The sequence below is a fragment of the Leuconostoc litchii genome, from assembly GCF_008107645.1.
GTDB lineage: Bacteria > Bacillota > Bacilli > Lactobacillales > Lactobacillaceae > Leuconostoc > Leuconostoc litchii.
The window spans coordinates 540-18,076 of record NZ_SDGY01000001.1 but is presented as its reverse complement, the minus strand read 5'-3'; the positions used below and the strand labels follow the sequence as shown (position 1 = coordinate 18,076).

Annotated in this window: 14 protein-coding genes and 1 pseudogene; 3 read left to right on the top strand and 12 right to left on the bottom strand. The window is 35.0% G+C overall.

Going from position 1 to position 17,537, the window contains the following annotated elements; all coding sequences use genetic code 11:
- Positions 1 to 103 precede the first annotated feature (103 nt).
- From tig to ESZ47_RS00065, 3 genes are all read right to left on the bottom strand, one after another.
- Positions 104 to 1,399 carry a trigger factor gene (gene tig, locus ESZ47_RS00075; RefSeq protein WP_148603629.1) on the bottom strand — a complete coding sequence of 432 codons (1,296 nt, stop codon included), beginning with the start codon at positions 1,397 to 1,399 and terminating at the stop codon, positions 104 to 106.
- Positions 1,400 to 1,745: 346 nt separating this feature from the next.
- Entirely contained in the window at positions 1,746 to 3,161 is a 1,416-nt protein-coding gene (gene pepV / locus ESZ47_RS00070; RefSeq protein ID WP_148603628.1) for a dipeptidase PepV, read from the bottom strand.
- Between the two features lie 102 nt (positions 3,162 to 3,263).
- On the bottom strand, positions 3,264 to 4,481 hold the full coding sequence (locus tag ESZ47_RS00065; protein ID WP_148603626.1) for a DUF2075 domain-containing protein: 1,218 nt from the start codon (positions 4,479 to 4,481) through the stop codon (positions 3,264 to 3,266).
- Positions 4,482 to 4,585: 104 nt separating this feature from the next.
- Here ESZ47_RS00065 and ESZ47_RS00060 point away from each other — a divergent pair, with 104 nt between their 5' ends.
- Both ESZ47_RS00060 and ESZ47_RS00055 read left to right on the top strand, forming a co-directional pair.
- Positions 4,586 to 5,407, top strand: coding sequence for an NAD(P)H-hydrate dehydratase (locus tag ESZ47_RS00060; RefSeq protein ID WP_148603624.1), 822 nt, complete (start codon positions 4,586 to 4,588; stop codon positions 5,405 to 5,407).
- A gap of 55 nt (positions 5,408 to 5,462) precedes the next feature.
- On the top strand, positions 5,463 to 6,281 hold the full coding sequence (locus ESZ47_RS00055) for an exodeoxyribonuclease III (protein ID WP_148603622.1): 819 nt from the start codon (positions 5,463 to 5,465) through the stop codon (positions 6,279 to 6,281).
- A gap of 36 nt (positions 6,282 to 6,317) precedes the next feature.
- Here ESZ47_RS00055 and ESZ47_RS00050 read toward each other — a convergent pair whose 3' ends face one another.
- From ESZ47_RS00050 to ESZ47_RS00015, 8 genes are all read right to left on the bottom strand, one after another.
- Positions 6,318 to 6,851 (bottom strand): 3'-5' exonuclease, encoded by a 534-nt coding sequence (locus ESZ47_RS00050; RefSeq protein WP_148603620.1) that lies wholly within the window; start codon positions 6,849 to 6,851, stop codon positions 6,318 to 6,320.
- A 1-nt stretch (position 6,852) separates the two neighbouring features.
- Positions 6,853 to 7,341, bottom strand: a complete 489-nt coding sequence (locus tag ESZ47_RS00045; protein ID WP_148603618.1) for a GNAT family N-acetyltransferase — start codon at positions 7,339 to 7,341, stop codon at positions 6,853 to 6,855.
- Positions 7,338 to 7,787, bottom strand: a complete 450-nt coding sequence (gene tsaE, locus ESZ47_RS00040) for a tRNA (adenosine(37)-N6)-threonylcarbamoyltransferase complex ATPase subunit type 1 TsaE (protein WP_148603616.1) — start codon at positions 7,785 to 7,787, stop codon at positions 7,338 to 7,340. The genes ESZ47_RS00045 and tsaE overlap by 4 nt, the downstream gene beginning before the upstream one ends.
- Positions 7,788 to 7,856: 69 nt before the next feature.
- Complete coding sequence (locus ESZ47_RS00035; protein ID WP_148603614.1) at positions 7,857 to 9,011, bottom strand: class C sortase; 1,155 nt, start codon at positions 9,009 to 9,011, stop codon at positions 7,857 to 7,859.
- Positions 9,004 to 10,191, bottom strand: coding sequence for a class C sortase (locus tag ESZ47_RS00030; RefSeq protein ID WP_148603612.1), 1,188 nt, complete (start codon positions 10,189 to 10,191; stop codon positions 9,004 to 9,006). Before ESZ47_RS00030 ends, ESZ47_RS00035 begins: the two co-directional genes overlap by 8 nt.
- Before the next feature lie 138 nt (positions 10,192 to 10,329).
- Positions 10,330 to 11,856 (bottom strand): SpaH/EbpB family LPXTG-anchored major pilin, encoded by a 1,527-nt coding sequence (locus tag ESZ47_RS00025; RefSeq protein ID WP_148603610.1) that lies wholly within the window; start codon positions 11,854 to 11,856, stop codon positions 10,330 to 10,332.
- The gene (locus ESZ47_RS00020; RefSeq protein ID WP_148603608.1) at positions 11,846 to 12,970 is read right to left on the bottom strand and encodes a pilin N-terminal domain-containing protein; all 1,125 of its coding nucleotides are present in this window, start codon (positions 12,968 to 12,970) and stop codon (positions 11,846 to 11,848) included. The genes ESZ47_RS00025 and ESZ47_RS00020 overlap by 11 nt, the downstream gene beginning before the upstream one ends.
- Positions 12,967 to 15,651, bottom strand: a complete 2,685-nt coding sequence (locus tag ESZ47_RS00015; RefSeq protein WP_148603606.1) for a SpaA isopeptide-forming pilin-related protein — start codon at positions 15,649 to 15,651, stop codon at positions 12,967 to 12,969. The genes ESZ47_RS00020 and ESZ47_RS00015 overlap by 4 nt, the downstream gene beginning before the upstream one ends.
- Positions 15,652 to 16,127: 476 nt before the next feature.
- Between ESZ47_RS00015 and ESZ47_RS00010 the strand changes: the two genes are divergently transcribed.
- Positions 16,128 to 17,225 (top strand): helix-turn-helix domain-containing protein, encoded by a 1,098-nt coding sequence (locus tag ESZ47_RS00010; protein ID WP_148603604.1) that lies wholly within the window; start codon positions 16,128 to 16,130, stop codon positions 17,223 to 17,225.
- 78 nt (positions 17,226 to 17,303) lie between these two features.
- Here ESZ47_RS00010 and ESZ47_RS09415 read toward each other — a convergent pair.
- A pseudogene (locus ESZ47_RS09415) lies at positions 17,304 to 17,537 on the bottom strand (hypothetical protein); the annotation flags it as partial.

Genomic DNA, 17,537 nt, shown 5'->3' with positions numbered 1-17,537 from the left:
ATTCCATTTTACCAGTTTATCTGTATACACGAAACAATAATTTACGATTAACATTAAATTAGGTGCAAAATAAAAAGACCTCACGGTCCTTTATAACGAGACATTAAACTGCTTTAGCAGAGTCGGTAACTTTCTTAATAGCTTCACGCATAGCAATATCATGCTTCAACATTGATTCAGAAATGGCAGCGCGCACCTTATCTTCTTCCATGTTGTATTGCGCAGCTAAGTTAGCAACTTCTTCAGAAACTTGTTCTGCTGAAGGATCGATCTTTTCAGCGGCAACAATCGCTTCCAATACCAAGCTAGTCTTAACACGCGTTTCAGCACCTTCTGCAAATTGTTTGTGCAAATCATCTTCAGTTTGACCTGAGATTTGGAAGAACATTTCACGAGAAATACCTTGTTGTTGCAATTGTCCCAAGTATTGATCGATTTGACGATGTACATCTTCATCAATCATTTCGGCTGGAATTTCATCCCCATCAACTGAAGCATTTTCAACAGCCTTGGCAATAGCAGCATCTTCAAAAGCAGATTTAGCAGCTTGTGCTTTTTCATCAGATAACTTCTTAGATGTCTTTTCCTTCAATTCTGCCAAAGTTTCAACTTCTTCATCAACATCCTTAGCAAATTCATCGTCTAATTCAGGCAATTCTTTACGCTTCAGTTCATGAATTGTTACTTCGAACAAAGCTTCCTTGCCTGCCAACTCAGCAGCTTGGTAGTCTTCAGGGAATGTCACATTAACATTGACATCTTCACCAGCCGTGTGACCAACTAATTGTTCTTCGAAACCAGGAATGAATTGACCTGAACCCAATCCAAGAGAAAAGTCCTTACCTTGTCCACCATCAAACTTAACACCATCAACTGAACCGTCAAAATCAATCACAACAGTATCGCCATTTTCGGCTTTAACTGATTCTTCTTGCAAAACTAATTCTGCTTGACCATCTTGCAAACGCTTGATTTCAGCATCTACATCAGCGTCAGTAACTTCTTCGTCTTGTGCTTCAACTTCAAGGTTCAAGTATTCACCCAACTTAATAGCTGGCGCTGTCTTGATAACGGCCTTCAAAGTCCAAGCTTCACCCTTGTTCATTGAAACTGGTTCGATATTTGGACGACCAACTGGTGTGATACCAGCTTCATCAATTGCAGCTTCATAAGCAGCAGGCAAAACGATATCCATCGCTTGTTGGTACAAAGCTTCTTCACCAAACTTTTGGAAAAATAGTTGCTTAGTTACCTTACCCTTACGGAATCCAGGAATACTAACTTCATTCTTGTTGCGTTGGAAAGCTTGTTCCAAACCTTCTTCAACTTGCGCACGTGCGATTTCAAATTCTAATGTGCCTTGGTTCTTTTCATCCGCGGCTGGTGTCCATTTAGACATGTTATTTCCTCCGAGTTTTCAATACTATATAATTTTAGACTAAATTGAGGAATATCACAACCGTTTTGTCTATTTTTGTTGGCTCAAATAAGACTTTTAGATATTTTTAAGTTATTTTATTTATTAAAGAAATAATCAGCGTTCAAAAATTATTTTAACGCTTATTCTTCACACGGACTGCTTGTCCAACACGCAAAACTTTTATGAGTGAAAAACTAATTAAGCCAACAGCTACAGTAATTAAAAATGCCATAGTTATTTCTCCTTTATTTGATTGATTACCATTTTAACTTTTCTATATTAAATTGAAATCAATTAAACGAAAATAAAAAACAGCCGTAGCTGTTTAGTCTAAATTAGTAATTTCAGCAATTGATTGCGCATAAATTGAAATGGAGCGATACAAGTCATCAAGTAAAGCAAATTCATTCACCTGATGCATCGTATCTGGTGAATCTGGGAATAAAGCCCCAAAAGCTACACCACGTTCCATCAAACGACCATAGGTGCCACCACCGATTACTTGATCATGAGCTGGTAGCCCAGTTTGATCATGATACACACGTAACAATGTTTTTACAACAGGATCAGTTGGTGCCACATAATGCGGCTCTTGTGCATGGCCACCGATAGTTGGTTTTACATCCCATCCATTCAATTGAGAAGCAAGACCCGCTTCAATTTCTTCCGGTGTGATTCCCTTTGGATAACGGAAATTAAAGTTGATAAAGGCCTCGCCATCATCAACAAATTTCTGGATACCGACATTCATGGACAAAGGTCCCATCACATCATCAGTATACTTAACACCGAATTTTTCGCCGACAGTATCATCGTGTGCTGGTGTTCCCAAATAAGTTAAGAATGACTTAGCTGTACCACCAAAATCAAAATCTTGCAGGAAGTTTGCTAAGTAAGTTCCAGCATTTTCTCCTGTTTCTGGCATCGCCCCATGAACTTGCTTACCATTTAAGACAAACTTGATGATTTCACCATCAGTTTCAGTTGAACCAGAAACCTTAGGATTATCTGCTAAAAACTCTTGGAATTCTGTTACAATCTTTTCTGCATGAGATGATTTTACTGTTGCACGAGCAATTCCAGGGACCATATTCGTCCGTAAACCAGATTCAAAGGTAACTAATGTTACTTCACCACTGTTTGTAGCCTCACCTTGGATAATAACTTGAACATTTCCTTTTTCACCATTGATAATTGGATACTCCGCATCTGGTGAAAATCCGAATACTGGTGCCGGTTCAACTTTAAAATAGTGCGTCATGCACGTCCAATCATTTTCCTCATCAGTACCAAAAATTAAACGAACGCGACGTTTCAGAGGTACTTTTAAATCAGACAAAATTTTGAACGCGTAATATGCTGACATACCTGGCCCTTTATCATCTGATGCGCCACGTGCGATAATCTTACCATCTGTAACAACAGGTTCAAATGGATTAGTTTCCCATCCCTCACCAGCCGGCATGACGTCCACATGTGATAGAATAGCAACATATTCTTCCGCTTCTTTTGGGCCAATTTCTATGTATCCCACAATATTATCAAGATTTTTTGTTGTAAAGCCATCTCGTTTTGCAATATCTAACATCTTAACTAATGCATTTTTAGGTCCAGGTCCTAATGGTGCATCTGAGGTGGCCTGTGTATCATCTCGAACTGACTCTACTGCTAGCAAAGTCTTCAAATCTTCAATATAAGCTTCTTCTCGTTTCTCTGTTTCTTGTTTCCAATCAACTGTCATATTTTTTAACCTTTCTAATCATTCATAGGGTCATTATACCCTGTTATTCTGTTTTTTTCTAATCGTTATGTCATGTTTTTAAGAATAATCTTTAAGATATTTTCAGACAAGATCTGCATTTCCTAACAATAGCGATAGTTTTCGCCTTAATGTATCATCTGCGACACAAATATATAAGCCACAACGACCTCGTTTCAATAGAATATTGAGTGCGTTGAGCATAATATCTTCTTTATCTCTAATACTAAAAACATGACCTTTAGTTTGACGAAAAGCAGCATTATCTTCATATTTATCAGTATCAATAACGATACTATTTTTTTCTTCATCAAATGTGATACTTGGCCCGATAATAACCCCAGCGTAATTCAAATCAAAACCTTGAATGGTGTACACCGACCCGACTTCACTAAATGTATCTGGTCGTAAAGCCCAAGGGGTATTGCCGGTATCTAACTTATCCCATGGTAATTTAAAATCTCCTACTGTTACATACCAGGTGCCACGATTAACCGTGTAAGGGTAGTCTGTCGTAGCCAGTAGTCTTGACATACCGACTTCTTCATTTCGCTTTTGTAGTAATGAATACATTTGGTTGGCGTCAGCGAAAAATTTAAACTCAAAACCATTAACTGGCGCTAATTTTGTAATCAGCCTATTTTGCGTTAAATTATCAATCCACTCAACGACGTCGTTATTCTCACCTAACATACGGTATTGATGCGTTAATTGATAACTTACAGGTTTGTATTGATTTACAATATTTTCAAGTTTTTTTTCGGTCCACATGCTTTTAAATTTTAAGACTTGGTGGCTATCAAAAACAATCACTATTATCTTAGACCGCTTAATAATTTCAATTAATTGATTCGTTTGGATAAATTTATTATAGGGGTCTGGTTCCGTTAATAATAAATGCGCTTCATCGATCAACACAATATCAGCTTGAGTAGATATTTTATCCATTTGATGAATGAATGTTGTTGGTTTCAAAACGTTCTTTTTCTTTAAAATATCTGTTTGACCGGCTAAATCACGATATATTTTCCAAATTTCCGCATGGTTGACTAATAAGTAGTTATTCGTTTGATAAAGCGGTGAATTTTTATTTTCAAAAGCCTCGCGCTGAATTTGTTTGAATATTTCAAATAATACGACACTCTTTCCAGAACCTGCACCGCCCTTAATAATAAAGAGTTTTTTTTCCTCTTGTATTATCTGTTGTTTAGAAAAATCTAAAACTGATTGAATTAATTTTTTTTGTTCAATTGATAAATCTTCTTGGTCTGAAAGAATAAAACTATTTTTTTCCATAAACATATTGTACACTTATCTAAAGTGTCAGTCACAATTCTAAAACTGCTAGTCACTGCTATTATCAGCTTCTTGTGTATTGATATAAAATAATGTTAAAGGACGAAACTATGAAAACATTGACAGAAGATATTTTATATCGTGTAATCAATAAGAGGCCACAAGAATCGCACAAAGGTACATATGGACGTGTCTTAATTATTGGCGGTACTACACAGTTTGGTGGTGCAGTGATTATGAATGCTTTAGCCACGGTTAATTCTGGAGCAGGACTAGTCACAGTTGCTACTGATTCATCAAACTTCACTGCATTACATTGCCATCTTCCTGAAGCAATGGTTGTCGATTTCAATGAAGACTTAACAGACTATATCAAAAAATCAGATGTTATTTTAATTGGGTCAGGTCTGGGAAACCGTGTAGATATTGTACAGCACACTTTTTACACAGTTACTCCACATCAAATTCTTATTGTTGATGGTTCTGCATTAACTTTAGTAGCAGAACATAAATTAAAATGGCCAAAATCACAACTAATATTAACACCGCATCAAATGGAGTGGCAACGTCTAAGTGGCGTAACTATTAATGAACAAGCGTTTGAAGCTTTTAATATGTTAGCACAACACCGAATGAACATTGAACCAATTGTAGTACTGAAACAACACCACACTCAAATTTATACACAACATTCTGTTTTTCAAATACCTGTTGGTGGTCCATATCAAGCTACAGGAGGCATGGGTGATACACTAGCTGGTATGATTGCTGGTTTTACTGCCCAATTTATGTTTTCAACTTCCGATTCCGTTTTAGCAGCAGTGTATGCTCATTCTGCCATTGCTGACGAATTGTCAAAGACACAATATGTCACGTTACCTACAAAAATCAGTGCTGCAATACCAGAATTTATGCATCATTATGCTAAATAAAATTTACACACAATTATGTTAGAATAAATTATATTACAATTAGGGGGACAACAATTTGAAATTTATCTCATGGAATATTGACTCTATCAATGCCGCCGTTGAACACAAAAGTATACGTGGCGAAATGACGTGGCAGACTTTAAATGAAATTGCAACAATACGTCCCGACGTCTTTGCTATCCAAGAAACAAAACTTAAAGCAACAGGACTAACGAAGAAACAAGCCGCGACAATTAGTGAGCTTTTTCCAGAATATTACCTATATTTAAACTCTAGTACAGCGCGTTCTGGTTATTCTGGCACGTTAGTTCTTTCAAAGGCTGAGCCGAAAAGCGTCTCCTATCCTGCTATTGGTGCTCCAGGGGATATGGATGCAGAAGGTCGAATCATCACTTTAGAATTCCCTGAATTTTTTTTATCAACCGTTTATACACCTAATTCAGGGAGTTCATTAGCACGTTTAGATGAGCGTGGTGAATGGGATGATAAGTATCGCTCATACATTCAAACTTTAGATACTAATAAACCAGTTATATTCAGTGGCGATATGAACGTTGCTCATCAAGAAATTGATTTAAAGAATCCTAAAACAAATCGCCATTCAGCTGGATTCACTGATCAAGAACGTGAAAAATTTTCTGCTTTGTTAGAGGCCGGATTTACTGACACTTTCAGGGCCTTAAATCCTAATACACCAAGTGTTTATACTTGGTGGGCACAGATTAGTAAAACCAGTAAAATTAATAATTCTGGTTGGCGTATTGATTATTATTTAGTCAGTGATCGGATTGCCAAGCATGTACAAAACTCATGCGTAATAGATACTGGAGCCCGTCAAGATCATGCACCAATTCTACTAGATATTAATATTTAATAAAAAAAGTCATACAATGCCTGTACGACTTTTTTATTACTTATTTTTTACATAGGGCTTTAACACTTCTACGCCGAAGTGTTCTGCTTCATAAATTAAAATATTTGCAGCTGCTACCGCATCGTCAAGAGCATTATGATGATGATTAAGTGTAATACCCAAATTACCAGCAACAGTGTTCAACTTATGATTTTCAAAATTTGGAAAAACTTTACGACTTGTACGAACAGTATCTAGCAACAAATAGTGAGGTTCTTCAATACCATAATACTCTAAGGTACCTTTTAAAATACCATTATCAAAAGTGGCATTATGAGCAATAACTAATTTATTTTCCGTAAAAAAAGGCGAAATTTTTTGCCAAACTTCGGGAAATTTCGGGGCATCAGTTACATCTTGTGCATTTAAGCCATGAATGGCTGTATTATACGCACTAAAACTCGTTTCTGGTTTAATGAGTGAATAAAATTTATCAACGACTTGATTATCACGAACAACGGCAAGTGCGATAGAGACTGCGGAATGTTTCTCACGATTAGCTGTTTCGAAATCCATTGCTATAAAATTCATACTATAACTCCAAGATCATTTTCTGTACCTGCGTCACACGACCATTCGGTAAAATATACCGTTGCTGGCTTCCAACATTTCGAAATCCATATTTCTGATAAATATGCACAGCTGGAACATTATCAGTCTGAACATCTAACCAAACTGATGGTAAGTTATTTATTTGAGCCCACTCTAACAATGAATTCATTAACTCTTGTCCCAAACCAGCACCTTGGTATTGCTTCAGAACGGCTATACCTATTTCTTCGTGCTCAATTGATCCAATACCAACTGGTGAAGAGGCACCACCCTGCTCGGCTATTAGCAATAAAGTAATTGCTGGATAGTCCGTACTTTCAACATCAACTTTTTCATCTCGCATGCTTGCAATCAGAAATGTATCGGTTTCTCTCATTAACTGTTGAATTAGTTGTTGCCATTCCACTGCCTTAGAAAGGCTAGCCTCCTCCAAGCTAAAGGTGATAGGTTGATTCATGTCAAACATTATAATTGTTCCTCTATCGCTACAACTGAGCCAAATCCGATAATGCTTAACTTACGCTCGTCATCTCTTTCACCACGCGTGAAAGTAATATCCAAACGATCGCTAGGCAATAAATCTTTCATATATTGTGGCCATTCAATCAATGTTACACCATCTGTACCAATGAAATCCTCAAACCCTTGATCAGCAGCACCCGTTACTTCTAAACGATAGGCATCAAAATGATAGACTGGAAAAGTTCGCCCCTTGTAAGTATTCATAATATTGAACGTTGGACTTTTAACACGGGTACCAACGCCTAACTCCTGAGCAAATCCTTGCGTAAAAGTCGTTTTACCAGCCCCCAAATCACCATTGAGGGTGATAACTAACCCGGGGTATACTAAAGCAGCTATTTTTCTCGCTAAAGCTTGTGTTTGTTCATAATTGTTGGTCAAAAATTCTTTCATTTCTTCATTATAGCACGAGAAAAGTCAGAATACCGAGCTAAAATATTTCTACAGTTTTAACTTCCGCTACTATCTAATAATCCACAGTTTATTGTTATCCGAATGGAAAAAAGGTTTTGACTTTTTAGTTGGGTAAAAGGTCATATTCTTATCTTTTAGCTTTTTTACGCCAGCAATAACCCCGTTATTTTTGTTAGTTGTAGCTTCTTTAACATAGTAGAGTCTACCTGGAATAGCATCAAATGTAACAAGCCCTTCATCATTCGAACGACGAATTAATAGTTCTCTATCTCTTTTTAAAGCAACTTTTTTGTTCTTAGAAAACAATTGAAAGGCGACAGATGGAACAGGATTACCATCTGAATCTAAGCGATAAAATGATAAATCAAACTTTTTTTTGGCTAACTTGATACGTATGATGCGTTTATACAAAAAGAAAAATTGCAATATGATTAATAAAATAATACCAATAATAGTAAGAGCTTGCTTAATATTATTGAACTTATCAGCGTTTTCAATATTTTTTGCCATATTTTTATTATAAGGAACTCGATATCCTGTCACCAACAAACGATGTGAATTGACCATATAAGGTGTGCAGGTTATTAGCGTTACCAAGTCTTTATCAGGTTCAACTTGCAGCCCTTGGTAATCTTCAGGTTTGACAACTTCAATTTTAAAAACTTTATAGGCTAATTTTTTATGAAATACCGTTAATACAAAAGTATCATTTTTCTTAACATGATTTAAGTTTGTAAATAACATTCGTGAAGCCAAGCCACGGTGCGCGGAAATAACACTATGCGTGCCTTTCCCACCCAGAGGAAAAGATGTTCCTTGTAAGACGGTTGCACCATAGTTAAGTGTTTCTTCATTGGTCGTATCAAAAAGCGGAATATGCACGTTAATTTTAGAAATACTAATTGTACCAATTAAATGCTCCTTCAATACCCCATTTTCTTTGTCAGTGGAACCAGAAAATGGGTCGCTCCCAAGTTGAATACCTTCTTTCCTTAACTGTGCATTTTCCTCTTGCATACGTGCTTCTTTTGCTGATATATCTTTAGTAGTTTCTTTTTGAATGGTTTTAATTCGTTGCTGGTCAATGAAGTGATTCAACGCACCAACGTAAAAAGGATACAATGCTACTAAAAATCCTATAAGAAAAATAATATTTAAAAATATACTTTGCTTATTCTTTTTTTTACTGGTTCGCTTAGTCATTTGTTTCATCACCTTCTGTGTCAATTTGGTAACCATTTTTAACTACTTTTCTGATATAGAATTTTTTATCTTTTAAATGTTTAACTGTTGCTTTAAAAGGTTTGATATTCATGTTTGAATTCATCGGAATTATTTTATACTTGCCACCACTAATTTCACCAAATGATACATAGCCTCTTGAGTCACTCGTAGACTCACATAACTCACCTTGGTCATTTAATATTCTTTTACCAAAATAATCTACTACAGTGAATTTATAACCAGAAATGAGACGTCCATTATTATAAACAAAAAATGATAACTGATAATTTCTTTTATGTGACAATAGTTCAATAAGCTCACGTTTGATGATATAAAAAATTAAAGCCATAAAAATAAGAAGCAGTGCCGTCAAACAAAGTAAATATTTTCCTTGATACGATACTGCCTTTTTTTCTTGTTTATCAAATGAACCCTTATCCAAAGGCACCCTTTTCCCAGTAACTAACAATCGATGTGTGTTTACCATATAGGGTGTACATGTGACCAAAGTGGCCAAATCTTGGTTATTTTGTATTGTGATATCACTTAGATCTGTTGGTAAAACGACTTTGATTCGAATAACTTGATAAGCTAAACGTTTCCCATACACTTTCAAAAAAAACTTATCGCCTTTTTTTAATTCGTGCAGATGAGTAAATAATTCTTGATTAGGCAAACCACTGTGCCCCATCAAAACGGTATGCGTACTTTTGCCGCCAACAGGATAAGAACTGCCAGGCAATAATGTAATTCCTTTATACAAAAGGCTGTCAGTCGTTGTATCAAACACTGGTAAACTCAGAGATATTTTAGGAATGAATATACTGCCTAACGAGTGCTTTTGATAGTACTCCCTACTCTCCTTGGGTACATTTTCCAACGTTTGCCCCAAGATATTCTTGACAGGTGATATACCAAGTTGTTGATTTTCTTTTGACTTTTGATTGTTTTTTTTGATTAATTTTTCGAGTTTCTTGGCACTGGCTTTCTGATTGCTTTGATTTAGTTGATTCACAGCATTTAATTCTTTTTGGGCCACATAGTTATTCACGCCATTAGCAATAAAAGGATACATGAACACCAAAAAGCCAATGAAAAACATTAATGCAATGAACAGTTTCAGAAAAATATTAGCGTTATTTTGTTTTTGTTCTGCCATCGTTCTAGTTATCCTTTGAAACCACGGCTCATAATATCAATGAAAACCATTATTCCAAAGAATTATGAACATAGTATTCATTTTTATAAAAAAAGTGCTTACCACGAACATGGTTTGCACTTTAGTTTTCAAATATGATTAAATATTTTGGTTCTTTTTATTACGCTTATTCCAAACATATGCGCCACTCATCAAAAGTGCACCTGCAATCAAGAACAAGTAGATACCAGAACCACCAGTTGATGGTAAGATACCCTTCTTAATGTTTGTCACAGTGATTGTTTGATTGTCAGCATAGCTTCCTTTAGTAACTGTAAACTTAACAGGAGCTGTCAAAAGCGCATAACCAGCTGGAGACTTTGTTTCAACAAGTGCATAGCTTTGACCATCAGCCAACTTGTTTGAATATTCAAGACCTTTTAATTCAACTGATCCTTGATCATTTGATGTATATGTTGTCGCTGAGTTATTATTTGCAGCCCATGTATATGAACCATCAGCTGCTTGCGTTGCGTAAGCTACTTTGTCACCATTAGCATTTAACTTAACCAACTGGAACTCTGCACCAGCAAGCTTTGCAGCACTTTGCTTGTCTTGCTTAACGAAATTCACACCACCAGTGTAAATTTCAGGTCCTTGAGCCGGTGTAGTAGTAACATCTGTTCCATTACCAATATTTAACGTAGCCGTGTTGTTCAATGCTTTGTCAGGAACAGCAGCATTAGTCAAGGTAGCATTATAAGTAACTGTTAACTTTTTACCGGCAGCAGCCTTAACAGCAGCTGCCGTTGGATTAAACGTTATTTTAAAACCTTTACCATTTTTGTCAGTTGCATCAGTTGCTGAAACTGTATAATCAGTTCCTTCAGTTAATCCTGCAACCTTTACTGTAGTAGCATCATCATCAATCCCTAAGTTAGGTGTATCAACTACATTAAATGTATCTTTATCCGCAATGTTCCATGGTACTGCTATTTGCAATTGATAACCAAATTTTTGACCATAAGTGGCATTATAAACCTTTGATCCATCAGGCAATGTCACAATCAAATCTTTTTTACTTTCGTCACTTAAATCTTTTGTAATAGCATCAGCTTGTTCGTTCTTGGGATAAACATGAACATCAGAATTAATTTCTGAGTCTGAGCCTGACTTATAAACGGGTAAAGCTAACACAATTGGAGCAGCTTTTTGTGTAACATTTGTTGGTGAATTTGTTTCAACAAACAAGTAAACCTTGTCTTTATCTCCGTCCTTAGACTTCAAATTTGAAAAAGTTACTGTGCCATCGGCTCCAGCTGTTACACCTTCTGCAACTTTTGTGGCGTAACTTGGTGCTGCATTAGTAGCATCTGATTGAACCTCTTGGGATGCTTTTTCAGCAGTGTCCCCATTTGAACGTAAGTTCAAATAATGATCAGTTACATCATAAGCTGTAAAAGTAACACCTGCTAATGGCGTTCCACCAAAATTATTATCTACTTCACCTGTATTGGTCTTATTATCCGGTACTTTACCTTCATCAAAGACCCTTTTATGCAATGTAACATTAACACTATCTGTTGTGTCCGCAGATACATTAGTAACACCGAACAAAGCTGATACTAAAAGAGGAAGTACGAGTAAAATTGCATTAGCCATTTGTGACCATGACTTACTTTTCATTTTTAAAACTCCTTTTTAATTGTAATTTTTTCTTATAAATTTTTATCAATATTACCAATAAAATAATCAACAAACCGACTAAAGAAATTGAACCAATTGCTATTCCTGTTTCGGGTAAGAATGGCAAGCTAAATGGTGGTTCCTTAGTGGGCTGCTTCTGTTGGTAATTCAAAACTCTCGGACTTGCATTTTGATACACGTCATTGGGTATCACACCCGCAGCTATTTTAGACAACGGCTCGCCATTAACAGTAATTGGCGATACATTAGCTAAGCTAGTGACTGCTGGAATATTAACACTAATGTGTTGTGCCTGAGAAGATATTTCAAAGTTTTTTAATGTTTGAACCTCTTGAAAATAATATTGACCCGCTGGTAGCTTACTATTATTCAAAGCAACTAAACCGGCATCGTCAGATACGACTTTTTTTACTTCTTTCTCATGTAGTGGATCATCAGTGGTTTTCCAACTATTGTCTTCAGTCAGGTATTTTTTTTGGTTGTCAACTGTTTTATACAACACAAATTTGACACCTGCTAATGGTAATTCTTTATGATCAAGCGTTTTTCCATATTTAAAAAAATATGGTATGCGTGTCACAATAGCAGATTTGGTCTCAATTTCAAGCTTGTTTTTATCCATATCTTGATTGCTTAGCGAAAATGCAACTGGATCACTAACCTGCTCATAAGACAAACCATCACTTTCAAGTTGGCTACTTTTTTGTTGCACAATAAGATAAGCTTTTCCATATTCTTTTGAAACATGAAATGTTGCTTGTCCATTGGCATCAGTAGTTTTAGTATCCATCAAACGAATATGATTGTCTTGAATATAATTTTGAATACCCTGATTTTGAGATTTTAAATCTTCAAAATAATTTTCATCATTTTCATGCTTCTGGTAATCAGCCGTCAAATCATACAATTGAAATGTTACGTTGCTGCCAGGAATATTGGATACTGGATTTGATTCATACACACTCAACTGATGATGCAATTCTATCGTAAATTGGTTATCAGTATCGGCTAAAACCTTTAAATTGTCTTGTTGAAAGCTAAGCAACCCAAATGAAATACAGGTAATGATAAACACAATCATTTTTTTAATCATGATCGGTTACCCCTCATTATTCGGAAAATATAATAACCGCTAGCACCCAAGGCAATTAATATAAAGGCACCAGCTATCAACATGTAGCGCACAATACCAGTGCCGCCTGTAGATGGGAAAACAGTTTTATTTGAATTGTTGACCGTTAGGCTAATCTGATTGTTACCTGCATCATTTTGTAAAGTTGATTTCCAATCGCCATTATTGTTAGTTACCTTAACACTGCCATCATCAGAAATTATCATTGTGACATCTTTACTAGCAATGTATCCATCAGGAGCTTTTGATTCTTTCAAAGTATATGTTCCTGATGAAAGATTTTCAAAAGTGAAAGTCGACGTTGGATCGGTTTCTTTGTAAACTGATGTTTTGCCATCAGAGTCAGTTAATGTGAATTTAGCACCTTTTAACGCATTTCCAGTTGTTTTGTCAACTTTATTAACTGTCAGATCAAACTTCTTGAAAGTATCATTTTTGACAAATCTAACAACATTATTCTTATCAGTATTGTTTGATTTGTCAGTAGCAATAGAAAAACCATCTTTATAGCCGTTGCCATCCGTGGTTGGTGATTTTACATTAATACCTTGACCGCTACTTGACCATTTTCCATCTTGCGTTAATGTTATTGGATAAACCGTAGAATCAAGTTGATACCCAAATGGACTCTTAGTTTCTTGAATGGTGTAATCCCCTGGTGTCAGTTGCTGTAACTGATTATCTTTTAATGTATAGGACTGCTTTCCATCCGTTGATTTAACAATAAATTCAGCACCAATGAGTTTATTTTTCGAGTTACTTGCATACTTATCAATAATCAAACCATATTGTGTATTTGTTATCGTTGACTCATTTGTTTTGTTAGTAATGCTTGAAACGTAACCATCCGTACTTTCGTTTAGCACCTGATAATTGAACGTTCCACCTTTGTTATCATAAGCTGGTAACGAAACCGATTGATTATTTCGATTCAACTGTTTGAAAGTTTTAGACCAATTATCCGATTTACTTAAAGTACCAGTTGCCCGCCAATCGTTTGATTGGTTGTTCATAGTTCGCGTTACTTCAAAACTAATACTATCTGGTCGCTTCGATGAATCAGTCAGCTCTTGCCATTGTTTGATAACCTTTAGCTCCGTTCCAGGTCCTTTCGCAGAAGGAACACCAAATTCCACAGCGTTACTATCCTTTGTCGGCGTAAATGTTGTTTTGCCATTCATCTGATACCAGTAATCCGGTTTAAAATTATCTGATTCAGTGTTTAAATGCACCTGATAATGTATTTGAATTTCTTGATCTTTCCCCAGATTAATATTACTTACAGAGATACTTCCGTTTGATTTGGTAACTGTTGGTAAATTCTGAACAACGCTATCTCCCACACTCTTAACAGTCGGCGTATCATCCCCATAAATGAATTGAGATCCTAACGGATCTGAAATTGTTCCTTGGTTAACTGTATTAAATTGACTTAAAACATCTTTTGCTTGATTTTTTAAATAGGTTTCAACATCAGACGCACTGTTAGCATCTCGATAAAGGCCAGCAGAAGCCAATAGTTGCATATGCTCACGGACTTGAATATCACTCAAATACGTGTTGCTACTATTATTTGTGTAACCCACATCCTTAGATAACTGAATGCCAAGTGCATGTAATTCAGTACCTTGATTTTTGGCAAGTAATGATTCCCCTAGTGTGGCTGGCCATGTATCACGGATAATTTTTCCTGTAGCTGAATATGAGGTTGGCACTCTGTTTCTTCCACTCACTCGCCATAATTGAGAAGTAAATCCAGGTTCATCTCGATTTGAAGAAAATGATGTACCATAATCCATTCCTTCAATCGTTGTTGCTGCAGTTACTTTATACGAAAACGTCGGCACACCGTCTGTTAATAGAATCATCATTTTCTTATGATCATTACTATCATTTGTAAGCATGTTTTGACCTGTACGAACACCTAATTGAGTAAAAGTTCCGCCTTTAAACTCTTTAGACAGCAAATTATTAATTCTTGATATATGTGCTGGATTATCAGATGAATCAATATTTTCAGACAATGTTCCCGAATTACTTATGTATCCTGGACTTGAAAAACCAACCACACCGACATTAACGTACTTACCAATTCTGGCATCATTGATAGTTTGCAAGAAATTCTTTACACCCTGCCGTGCTGCCCCAACTCGATCATTACCACCATTTACCGATGCATTCATTGAACCAGACATATCAACAACTAACACAATATCTATCGGCTTAATGTTTTTAACTTCATTTCCTTTAGCATTTAAATAAACATCATATAATCCTGGTGTAGATGTCTCTTTAGCATATTTACGAATTTGATAATCTGGGTTGTTATTATCTGTTCCAAATTTCAGATAAGAATTACTTGTATTATTTGAATCACCATTCCAAGTATTTGTCTTATCCCAGCCACTTAAAATATTTCCACCCTGATGATTTATTACATTACTTTGTCTTGGAATAGTCCATGAATTAGTTGGAAACACACCTGTATCATTATTTGTATACTGAGGCGTAATATCACTCGCAGCAGATACTACAGTAAGAGGTGTGATCAACGCATTCACTACTAAGGTTGATAATATTAAAAAAAAACCAAAACAATGCACAAATAAGCTGTTAACAAACTTATGAATGTTAATTTTCATATTTTTCCCTTCTAAGAATTCCTCCGTTCTTGGCTTAACAATGAGTAATTTTAATTTTTATTGACCAAATAATTTCATCTAGTAAATAACCTTAATGTTAAACGTTTAACATAACGATGTAATAAATACCTTATTTTACCTATAAACTCAGAAATTAAAATTACACATAATTTATACTGAACTCATATTTCTTATATTGTGTTCAGTATTTTATTTTTTACTTTCCATTTTTCTTCCTCCAACTTTATTGTGAATATTCTCTCAAAGTAAACATTGATATCACAAGCATCATTATCCATGAATTAACTGATGATTTCATGACAAAAAAAGGATTTTCATAGCACATAAAGATACTTTCGGATTCGAATCGTGTTTATTAATACGAAGTTTTTATACAATTATGAATAAATGTATCAACACACACGTATCACAATAATATAAACATTATTTAAATACTTTACGATAATGGGGGAAAAATGATCAATATTAAAAAATTAGCAAATATTTTGAATGCTGACGTTATTTTACTAAGCATTCGAGATAAAAAGGCAAATTACATAGACAATTGTTCGAACGATTATGATAAGGACGCCGTTAATTTATTAACTGAAAACGTAAATTTATTAACTAATCATGCATATCATTCGTTAAATTATAATTCAGGACATATTTTGACTGTTCGTGTCACTGTTGAAAAAATTATTTGTTTCTCATTTAACTACAATGAATATAGTTCATTAAACAATGAATTATTAATGCTCCATTCCCTTTCCAATTTAAAAGTTACTGCACAATTAATTTATACTCTGTATACTAATGATTCAGCACCAAATGATGAAGTACTCATTACTCGATTTACTGATAAAATTCATATCGATAAAAAGAATTATATGCCGTTTGATCCCGCATTTTTTTTTAAGGTAGAAACTGTCATTATCAAAGCAATCGTATATTCCGATAAAACAGCATTAACAAAAGCACTAGAAGACTTATCTCATATAACGCTTATTGGTGAAAGGTTTGCTTCTAACAATATTATACGTGGTGAAAAAGATACCTTAATTTCGTATGTAGCTGTCTTAAATCGTGCAATTGTCCAGTGGGGATACCCCATCAAAAAAGCGTTTCAAATTCATAATAATCTTGTCCAAGAAATTGAATTATCACCACAATTTATTGATTTTTTTCAAGTAATTAGAAAAATCACTTGGCATTATTTTGAAATTATGAAAATTTATAAAATTAATAATTTTTTACCTCTTCATCAAAGAATTAAACAATATATTAAAGAACATATTCATGAAAATATTACGTTAGATGGTATTGCTAAAGAACTTAACGCATCAAAAAAAGCATTAAACCCAGCTTTTAAAAAAGAATACGGTACAACTATTACAAAATTTATTAGATATTCGAAAATAGATATCGCCAAAGAATTACTCATTACTTCAAATCTATCCTTACTTGAAATTTCTACTTTGCTATCATTTTCTACTACTAGTTATTTTGTCAAAACTTTTAAAGAAATAACTGGCTATACACCTAATTTTTTTCGTCAAAATCCAGACTTGTAAATTTATGCATATGAAAAACACCTATTTCAGCTTAAGCCGAGTAATAGGTGTTTTTTTAGTCACTAATCCACAAATCAATTATTTTAATTCATCTGTTTTTTTAGCTTTTCTTGCTGCTAATATTGCTAGAATTGTAACTACTGCTGTTATTTCCTCCACATAATTACTTTGTCTAGCATTGGTTTTTGGTAATTTAGCAGTGTTGTTAATCTGTTGATTTAAAAGATTCGTATCTCTAATTAATAACGCTGACGTACTTAAACTACTTGAATCACTCATTGATGCTGACGTGCTGTCACTCACACTGGTTGA

Coding starts and splice junctions, on each gene's coding strand:
- ESZ47_RS00025 (WP_148603610.1), bottom strand. CDS start 11,856: ATGAAAAGTAAGTCATGGTCACAAATGGCTAATGCAATTTTACTCGTA.
- ESZ47_RS00020 (WP_148603608.1), bottom strand. CDS start 12,970: ATGATTAAAAAAATGATTGTGTTTATCATTACCTGTATTTCATTTGGG.
- tig (WP_148603629.1), bottom strand. CDS start 1,399: ATGTCTAAATGGACACCAGCCGCGGATGAAAAGAACCAAGGCACATTA.
- ESZ47_RS00030 (WP_148603612.1), bottom strand. CDS start 10,191: ATGGCAGAACAAAAACAAAATAACGCTAATATTTTTCTGAAACTGTTC.
- ESZ47_RS00050 (WP_148603620.1), bottom strand. CDS start 6,851: ATGAATTTTATAGCAATGGATTTCGAAACAGCTAATCGTGAGAAACAT.
- tsaE (WP_148603616.1), bottom strand. CDS start 7,787: ATGAAAGAATTTTTGACCAACAATTATGAACAAACACAAGCTTTAGCG.
- ESZ47_RS00010 (WP_148603604.1), top strand. CDS start 16,128: ATGATCAATATTAAAAAATTAGCAAATATTTTGAATGCTGACGTTATT.
- ESZ47_RS00065 (WP_148603626.1), bottom strand. CDS start 4,481: ATGTTTATGGAAAAAAATAGTTTTATTCTTTCAGACCAAGAAGATTTA.
- ESZ47_RS00035 (WP_148603614.1), bottom strand. CDS start 9,011: ATGACTAAGCGAACCAGTAAAAAAAAGAATAAGCAAAGTATATTTTTA.
- ESZ47_RS00060 (WP_148603624.1), top strand. CDS start 4,586: ATGAAAACATTGACAGAAGATATTTTATATCGTGTAATCAATAAGAGG.
- ESZ47_RS00015 (WP_148603606.1), bottom strand. CDS start 15,651: ATGAAAATTAACATTCATAAGTTTGTTAACAGCTTATTTGTGCATTGT.
- pepV (WP_148603628.1), bottom strand. CDS start 3,161: ATGACAGTTGATTGGAAACAAGAAACAGAGAAACGAGAAGAAGCTTAT.